Raw genomic sequence first — 7,102 nt, 5'->3', positions numbered from 1 at the left:
GGCCGGGGCAGCCGGGGGCGGCGGCCCCGCGCTCGCCGGGTGCTGTTTCGAGCTGGAGCCGGGGGTGGCCGGGGTGTCGGCGCCGTCGCCGCTACCGCCGAGCCCGGCGCGCAGACTGCCGCCGACCAGGAGGAATACCATGCCGAGCGACAGCACCAGCATCAATACCAGTGTGCGCGCGGACATCTCGCCGGTCTCCACCACTCCGGGTGTGCCGTCGTTGTCTGTCGCTGCGGGTCTCTCACGCACGGCGCCGAGCGCCACGGAAGCTCCTTCGATTACCGAGCAGGTGACCTGCTGATCCGAAAAGCTCGTCTTCCAGGACGCTACACAGATTTGCCAGGAACATTCATCGGCTACATGACACCGTAATATTGCAGCTCAGTATCTATTTCTTTCGATAGCTAAAAGATCTCTGTCGGATCGCCGGTGAACCACGCATTCTCGATGCGCACCCGGCTCATGAGCCACCGGCCGCCCTCGCGCACCAGTTCGACGTCGTATCGATTCTTCAGCAGGGCGAAGGTGCCGTGATCGGCGGTGAGCAGGTGCTGCGCCTCCACGAGTGCGGTGAGTCGCGCGGTATCGCCCTGGATCGCGATGCGGGTATTGGTCACCTGATGCGTGGTGTCGACGCGCCCGGCGAAGCCGCCGAGGATGGTGTCGACAATGAAGTCGCGGCCGGTCATGAGCGGGGCGACACCACCCCACTTCACGGCGGCCGGCTGGAAATCGAGTTCGGCGTCGGCGGTGAAGGACGAGGCGAACAGCTCTTTGTCCCGCAGGTCCTGTCCCAGCGCGAAGCGGTACAGGGCATCGCTGATCTCGGCGCGATCGCGCAGCTCCCGCACCATCGCGGCGGTATCGGCGGCCGGGGCGGACAGGGCGTGGGGCTCGGTGACGAACACGGTGACTCCTGAAGTTGTGCGGACCACTTCACCCTCCGCCCGCGCACCGGCCGCATCAATGTCGATATATGCAACGATCGTCAAGCACCACTTAACGATCCAGGCGGAGGCGGCACATGCTGGAGCGGTACGAAATCGAGGTCTTCCTCACCCTTGTGGAGGAATTGCACTTCGGCCGGACGGCCGAACGGCTGCGCATCTCGACCGCCCGGGTCAGCCAGACCGTCGCGAAACTCGAACGGCGGCTGGGTGTTCCACTCTTCGATCGCAGCAGCAGGCGGGTGACGGCCACACCGGCGGGCCGCGAGCTGTATGCGGAACTGCGCCCGGCGTGGGATCGCATCGGTGCGGCGGTACAGCACACCATCGATACCGGGCGAGGTCGCGGCGGGACGCTGGAGGTCGCTTTCGTGGACGCCGCCACGAGCCAATTGCTCAGCCGCGCAAAGGAATTGTTCCAGGAACAGCTACCCGACTGCGCCGTCCGGATTCGCGAAGCCCAACCCGCGCAGGTGCTTCCGTGGCTGCGGGCGGGCGATATCGATATCGCACTGGATATGGTCACGTCGGCCGAACCGGACATCACCGCCGGACCGGTACTGGTCTCGGAAGCTCAGATAGTCGCGGTGCCCGCGAATCATTCTTTGGCGCAACGCCGTTCGGTCACATTCGCAGACCTGGAACACACCACGGTACTGCGGGGCCCGGCCACCGCCACCGAACAACTCACGCTCGTCGGCGCGGGTCAGGGCGTACTGCCGATCGGCGCGCATGCCCGGCGCTATCACCCGCGCCCCGATGTGGCGTATCTGCCGCTGCGCGACGCCCCGCCGGTGCGGTGGGCACTGCACTGGCGGACCGCCGACAACAGCGTTCGCATTCGCGAATTCGTCCGTGCCGCAGCAGTTGCGGCGGAACCGGGCTAGGTGATCGGCAGGAACTCCGGACCCTCGGCATCGGTGAGTTCGTACAGTCCGGGAGCCAGATCGAGGGCGCGGGCGGTGCGGGCGGCGGCCTCGTCGAGGTGGATGCGGGGCGGCTCGGGCGGAGCGTCCGGGTAGTACGTGCCCGGGCCGTAGAACTGGCCGTAGCGCAGCACCACACCGCCGGCCCCACGCACCGACTTCTCCAGGAATTCCTTGGAGACCTGACCTTCGCCGGTCATCTCCCAGGCCACGCTCTGGGCGATGATCCGGGAGACCCCCGCCGCCTCCGCGGCGGCCAGCAGATTCGCGGTGCCCTCCCGGCGAATGCGGGCATTGGCCGCGCGGCCCTCGGCCAGTCGGGCCGGATCGTCGGGCAGATCGGTGAGCTGGTGCATGACCAACTCGGGGCCATATTCGGTGACGGCGGTGGTCAGGGCCGCCGCATCGAAGACATCGCATACCACCGGTTCCGCGCCGGCGGCGGCCAGCCGCTGCGCCTTCTCCGGAGAGCGGGTCATACCCGCCACATCGTGTCCCGCCGCAATGAGCAGCGGGACCAGCCGAGAGCCGAGGACGCCGCTGGCGCCCGCCAGAAATATCCGCATATTTCCGACATTAAGCGATCGTGATAACCACCTTGCCGAAAGGGTCGCCCTCGTTGAAGTACCGGTAGGCCTCGACCGCCTGCTCGAACGGGAAGACCCGGTCGATGACCGGCCGCATGCGGTGCTCGGCAATGGCGCGGTTCATGCCCTCGAAATCGGCGCGGCTGCCGACCGCGATGCGGCGCAGGGTCAGGTACTTACCGCCCAGCGGATCCCCCTGCTGCTGCCCCGCCGGGGCCGGGTACGCGCCGATGAGCGTGACATTCGCGTTGTAGCCCGCTGCCGCAAGGGATTTGGGCAGCGTGAGCTTGCCGACCGCCTCGACCACATGCTCCACACCGTCACCGCCGGTGAGGTCGTTCACCGCATGCTCCCAGTCCGGAGTCACCCTGCGGTCGATGACCTCGTCGGCGCCGAGCTTGCGCAACCGCTCCGCCTTGTCCGGCGAGGAGGTGATCGAAATGACCCGCGCGCCCAGCATTTTGGCGTGCTGCACCGCGAACAGACCCACGGGGCCGGTGCCGACCGTCAGCACGGTCTCCCCCGGTCCGGCCGGAACCGGCTTGCTCAGCGCCGCCCAGGCGACCAGTCCCGCGCAGGTGAGGGCCGCGGCCTCCTCATCGGTCAGGTGCTCGGGCACCTGCATGACCGAATCCTCCTCCAGCACCACATAGTTGGCGAGCCAGCCATTGTGGTTGGCGCCGTACTGCTGAGAGGTCAGCGCCTGGGTTTGCCGGCCGCCGTTCCAGGCGACGAAGTAGGTGCCCATGACCCGATCGCCGAGCGCGGCGCGAGTCACGCCGTCGCCCAGGGCGATCACCTCACCGACGCCGTCCACCAGCGGCACCGTATCGGGTGTGAAGGGCACCGGGTAGGTGCCGTCCATCAGCATGGTGTCGCGGCGATTGAGCGAGGTGGCCCGCACCCGCACCACGACCTGATGCGGTCCGGCCTCCGGGATCGACTGTGCGCGAGTGGTGAGTCCGTCGAGCCCGTGCAGTGGATCGAGGTGGTAGGCAATGGCATTCATGATGTTCTCCTGAAAACAGCCGTGGCGGTCGTAGCGAAGTTGTCTGTTTATGCGGGGCCGATGTACTGGTGGTCGGCGTGAATCCGGCCGTCCTCGTCCAGGGCGAGCACGTCGTAGCCCGCGCCGCCCACCGAGCCGTCGGCGGCGACCATGTCCCAGCCGATGCCGACCACACCCTCCGCCAGCCGCTGCGCCACCCCACGGCTGCGGAAGACGAATGTGCCGGAGCCGACGAACATTTCGTAGGCCCGGGTGATCCGCGCATCCAGTTCGCGGTGGCCGCGCACCGACATGTACGGGACCGGGAAGTTCAGGGCGGCAGCGGTTTCGCGAATGACCTGCGGCGGATCGACCAGCACGTGGGTGCCCTCGGTGGTCCACAGCTCCGCGATGCGCTTGACCCGGGCCTGCTGATCGGCTTCGTTCCAGACGGCGATGTACTGCTCGGTGAGGGTGGCCAGGCTGTTGTTGTCGACTCGATTGCTCATGCCACAGAGTCTGTTCGGCGGCGGCGAGCGGCGCGATTCCCTGCAGGGAATGATCATGCGGCCGCGCTTGTCATTCCCTGCAGGGAATCGCCCGCCGGCACCGGGGCGCACACAGTGGAGGAATGACGATCATGGCGGTGGCGACGACGGCGACCCCGTTCGCACAGCAGTTGCGGCACTGGCGCACCCGGCGGCGGATCAGCCAGCTGGATCTCGCGATCAGCGCGGAGACCAGTCAGCGCTATCTGAGCTTCCTGGAGCAGGGGCGCTCCCATCCGGGACGGACCATGGTGGTCCGGTTGGCGGAGTCGCTGGGACTGTCACTGCGCGAGCGCAACGGTCTGCTGCTGGCCGCCGGATACGCGCCTGCCTTCCCCGAATCCGCTTTGGACGCACCGGAACTCGGTGCGGTGCGGCATGCGCTGGACACCATCCTGCACGGGCATCTCCCCTATCCGGCCGTGGTGACCCGCCCGTTCGGCATTCTGGTGGCGGCCAATGCGGCCTTCGAGGTGCTCGCCGAGGGGGCGGCGCCGGAGCTGCTGCAGGCGCCCCTCAATGTGCTGCGCCTGGCCCTGCATCCCGACGGTCTGGCCCGGCGGGTGGTGAATCTGCCCGAATGGGGTCGTCATGTCACCGACAGCCTGCGCAATCGCGCGGCCCGCAGTCCGGATCCGGATCTCAGCGCGCTCATCTCCGAACTGGAGAGCTATCTGCCGCCGGTCGATCCGGGCCCGAATCACCTGGGCTTCGCGGTACCGCTGCGATTGCGCAGCGAGGCCGGTGAGCTGGGGCTGATCACCACCATCACCTCGTTCGCCACGGCCACCGACATCACCCTGGCCGAGCTGCATCTGGAGGCTTTCCTCCCGGCCGATCAGCCCACCTCCGACTATCTGCGGTCCCGCTTCGCGACCACCTGACGCCCTCTTCCCACACGCACCCCTCGCCGTATCCGCGGCAAGGGGTGCGTTTTCTTTGCGGCAAGTACTTGTAGACGAATACTCGTGGACGTATATTCGTAGACGAGTACAGAGGAGGTGGGCAGAATGGCTCGCAAGCGCAAGGTCGGGAATCTGATGGCACTGGCGGTGCTGTCGGTGCTCGCCATCCAGCCGATGCATCGCTATGAGATCGCCGGAAAGTTGCGGGAGTTCGGCAAGGACCACGATATGGGCGTCAAGTGGGGCTCGCTGTACACCGTGGTGGACAACCTCACCAAGCACGGTTTTCTCGAGATCACCGGCAGTGAACGCGACGGCGCCCGCCCCGAACGCACCATCTACCGGATCACCGATGCCGGTCGTGCCGAATTGGCCGACTGGACAAGGGAACTCATCTCCGATCCGGAACCCGAGCAGCGGCCGTTCATGGCCGGGCTGTCCGTGGTCTCGGTGCTCCCGCCCGATGATGTGATCGAACTGCTCACCGCGAGAATCGCCAAGCTGGAGGCTCGCTCCACCGCCGGCCGCACGCAGCTGGCCACTCTGAAAGGTGCAGTGCCGCACCTTTTCCTGGTCGAAGAAGACTATGAGCTGACCATGCTGGAGGCCGAGACCACCTGGGCGCGAGCCCTGCGCGATTCGCTCGTCGACGGCAGCTTCCCCGAGGTCGAACTGTGGCGGTCCTACCATCGCGACGGGCTCACACCCGCGGAAGCGGTCGAACAGGTGAAGGGGGGAATGCCCGGCGCGCAGCCGCCACCGGACTGAATACCGGACGACACAAGAACCGGGCCCCGGCGAAGGTGCTGCAACACCACCGCCGAGACCCGGGAATACCTTCCCGATCCGCGCCCGTGCAGGCGAACTCGTACCGAGTTTGGCAACTACAGGATAACTGGGTTCTCCGCACGCGCTCCGATTCGGGGTTATCTCACCCTGCTCTTTCGAAGTCTCAAGGGAGACAACCCATGTCTGAAACAAGCTCGGCTGTCCGTACCGCCCTCGTCATCGGCGGCGGCATCTCCGGACCCGTCACCGCGACCGCACTGCACAAGGCGGGCATCGAGGCCCGCGTCTTCGAGGCCTACCCCGGTCCCGCCTACGGCGTCGGTTCCAACCTCGCACTGGCCCCCAATGGGATGGCCGCCCTGGACATCATCGGCGCCGGGGATGCGATCCGCGCCGTCGCCGCACCGATCACCGCGCAATCGATGGCCGTCAACAACAAGCATCTGCGGCTGCCCGGCCTGTCCGGGGTGGAGCCGCTGCAACTGGTCGACCGGCCCGATCTGCACATCGCACTGCACGACGTCGCGGTCGCCGCGGGCGTGCAGTTCGAGTACAGCAAGCGCCTGATCGATGTCGAGGAGCATGCCGACGGCATTACCGCGCACTTCGCCGACGGCACCAGCGCCACGGGCGATGTGCTGATCGGCGCGGACGGCATCCGCTCCACCGTGCGCACGCTCATCGACCCGAATGCGCCGGACGCACAGTACCTTCGAATGCTGGGCTTCGGTGCGTACCTCGAGGGGGGCTCGCTCGACCTCGCGCCGGGGAATATGATCTTCGCCTTCGGCAAGCGGGCCTACTACCTCTACTGGACCATGCCCGACGGCCGCATCGCATGGGGCGCGAATCTGCCGCACGAGCAGTACCTTTCGCTGAGCGAGGCCCGCACCGTGTCCAATGAGGAATGGCTGCGCATCCTGCGCGAGGTGTACGCCGATGACATCCCCGGCGCCGAACTGGCCCGCAATACCAAGCCGGAGGATCTGGTCGTGGTCGGTGCGCTGCAGATCATGCCGCCGGTGCCGCACTGGTACCGCGGGCGCATGGTGCTCACCGGTGATGCCGTGCACGCACCGAGCAACACCTCCGGGCAGGGTGGTTCCATGGCCATCGAGAGCGCCATCGAGCTGGCGCGCTGCCTGCGCGATATCGATGATCCGACAGCGGCTTTCGCCACCTACGAGGCGCTGCGGCGGCCGCGGGTGGAGGGCGTCGCCAATCGGGTGAAGCGAATGAACCACACCAAGGCGGCGGGTCCGGTCACCCGCGCCGTCATGGGTGTGGTCATGCCGATGGCGCTCAAGCGCATGAACCCGGAGAAGACGATGGGCCATGAGCAGCGCTTCCGGATCGATTGGGAGGCGCCGGTGCAGCCGGTCCGCGTCCACGCCTGAGGATCTGAAACACAG

General features: G+C 67.0%; 9 protein-coding genes. 4 read left to right on the top strand and 5 right to left on the bottom strand.

The genetic code is table 11. From position 1 onward, the window contains the following. A partial coding sequence (locus ABZX86_RS39485; protein WP_355131462.1) for a hypothetical protein occupies positions 1–264 on the bottom strand: 264 nt, incomplete at its 3' end. Between the two features lie 140 nt (positions 265–404). Beyond that, positions 405–992 (bottom strand): nuclear transport factor 2 family protein, encoded by a 588-nt coding sequence (locus ABZX86_RS39480; protein WP_355131460.1) that lies wholly within the window; start codon positions 990–992, stop codon positions 405–407. A 32-nt stretch (positions 993–1,024) separates the two neighbouring features. Between ABZX86_RS39480 and ABZX86_RS39475 the strand changes: the two genes are divergently transcribed. Further along, positions 1,025–1,834, top strand: a complete 810-nt coding sequence (locus ABZX86_RS39475; RefSeq protein ID WP_355131458.1) for a LysR substrate-binding domain-containing protein — start codon at positions 1,025–1,027, stop codon at positions 1,832–1,834. Here the strand turns inward: ABZX86_RS39475 and ABZX86_RS39470 are convergent. From ABZX86_RS39470 to ABZX86_RS39460, 3 genes are read right to left on the bottom strand one after another with little or no spacing between them, the layout of a single operon-like run. Further along, complete coding sequence (locus ABZX86_RS39470) at positions 1,831–2,439, bottom strand: NAD(P)H-binding protein (protein WP_355131456.1); 609 nt, start codon at positions 2,437–2,439, stop codon at positions 1,831–1,833. The genes ABZX86_RS39475 and ABZX86_RS39470 overlap by 4 nt on opposite strands. Positions 2,440–2,449: 10 nt before the next feature. Beyond that, positions 2,450–3,469, bottom strand: a complete 1,020-nt coding sequence (locus ABZX86_RS39465) for an NAD(P)-dependent alcohol dehydrogenase (protein WP_355131454.1) — start codon at positions 3,467–3,469, stop codon at positions 2,450–2,452. A 47-nt stretch (positions 3,470–3,516) separates the two neighbouring features. Next, positions 3,517–3,957, bottom strand: a complete 441-nt coding sequence (locus ABZX86_RS39460) for a hypothetical protein (RefSeq protein WP_355131452.1) — start codon at positions 3,955–3,957, stop codon at positions 3,517–3,519. Between the two features lie 122 nt (positions 3,958–4,079). On the opposite strand from ABZX86_RS39460, the gene ABZX86_RS39455 reads away from it, so the two are divergent. The 3 genes from ABZX86_RS39455 to ABZX86_RS39445 all read left to right on the top strand — a co-directional run bounded on the left by ABZX86_RS39455 (position 4,080) and on the right by ABZX86_RS39445 (position 7,087). Next, positions 4,080–4,880, top strand: coding sequence for a helix-turn-helix transcriptional regulator (locus tag ABZX86_RS39455; RefSeq protein WP_355131450.1), 801 nt, complete (start codon positions 4,080–4,082; stop codon positions 4,878–4,880). A gap of 126 nt (positions 4,881–5,006) precedes the next feature. Then, on the top strand, positions 5,007–5,669 hold the full coding sequence (locus tag ABZX86_RS39450) for a PadR family transcriptional regulator (RefSeq protein ID WP_355131448.1): 663 nt from the start codon (positions 5,007–5,009) through the stop codon (positions 5,667–5,669). 200 nt (positions 5,670–5,869) lie between these two features. Further along, complete coding sequence (locus ABZX86_RS39445) at positions 5,870–7,087, top strand: FAD-dependent monooxygenase (RefSeq protein ID WP_355131446.1); 1,218 nt, start codon at positions 5,870–5,872, stop codon at positions 7,085–7,087. Positions 7,088–7,102: the final 15 nt, after the last annotated feature.

Source organism: Nocardia sp. NPDC006630, assembly GCF_040611495.1.
GTDB lineage: Bacteria > Actinomycetota > Actinomycetes > Mycobacteriales > Mycobacteriaceae > Nocardia.
The sequence above is the reverse complement of the archived record's forward strand: the minus strand, read 5'-3'. Positions and strand labels throughout refer to the sequence as shown.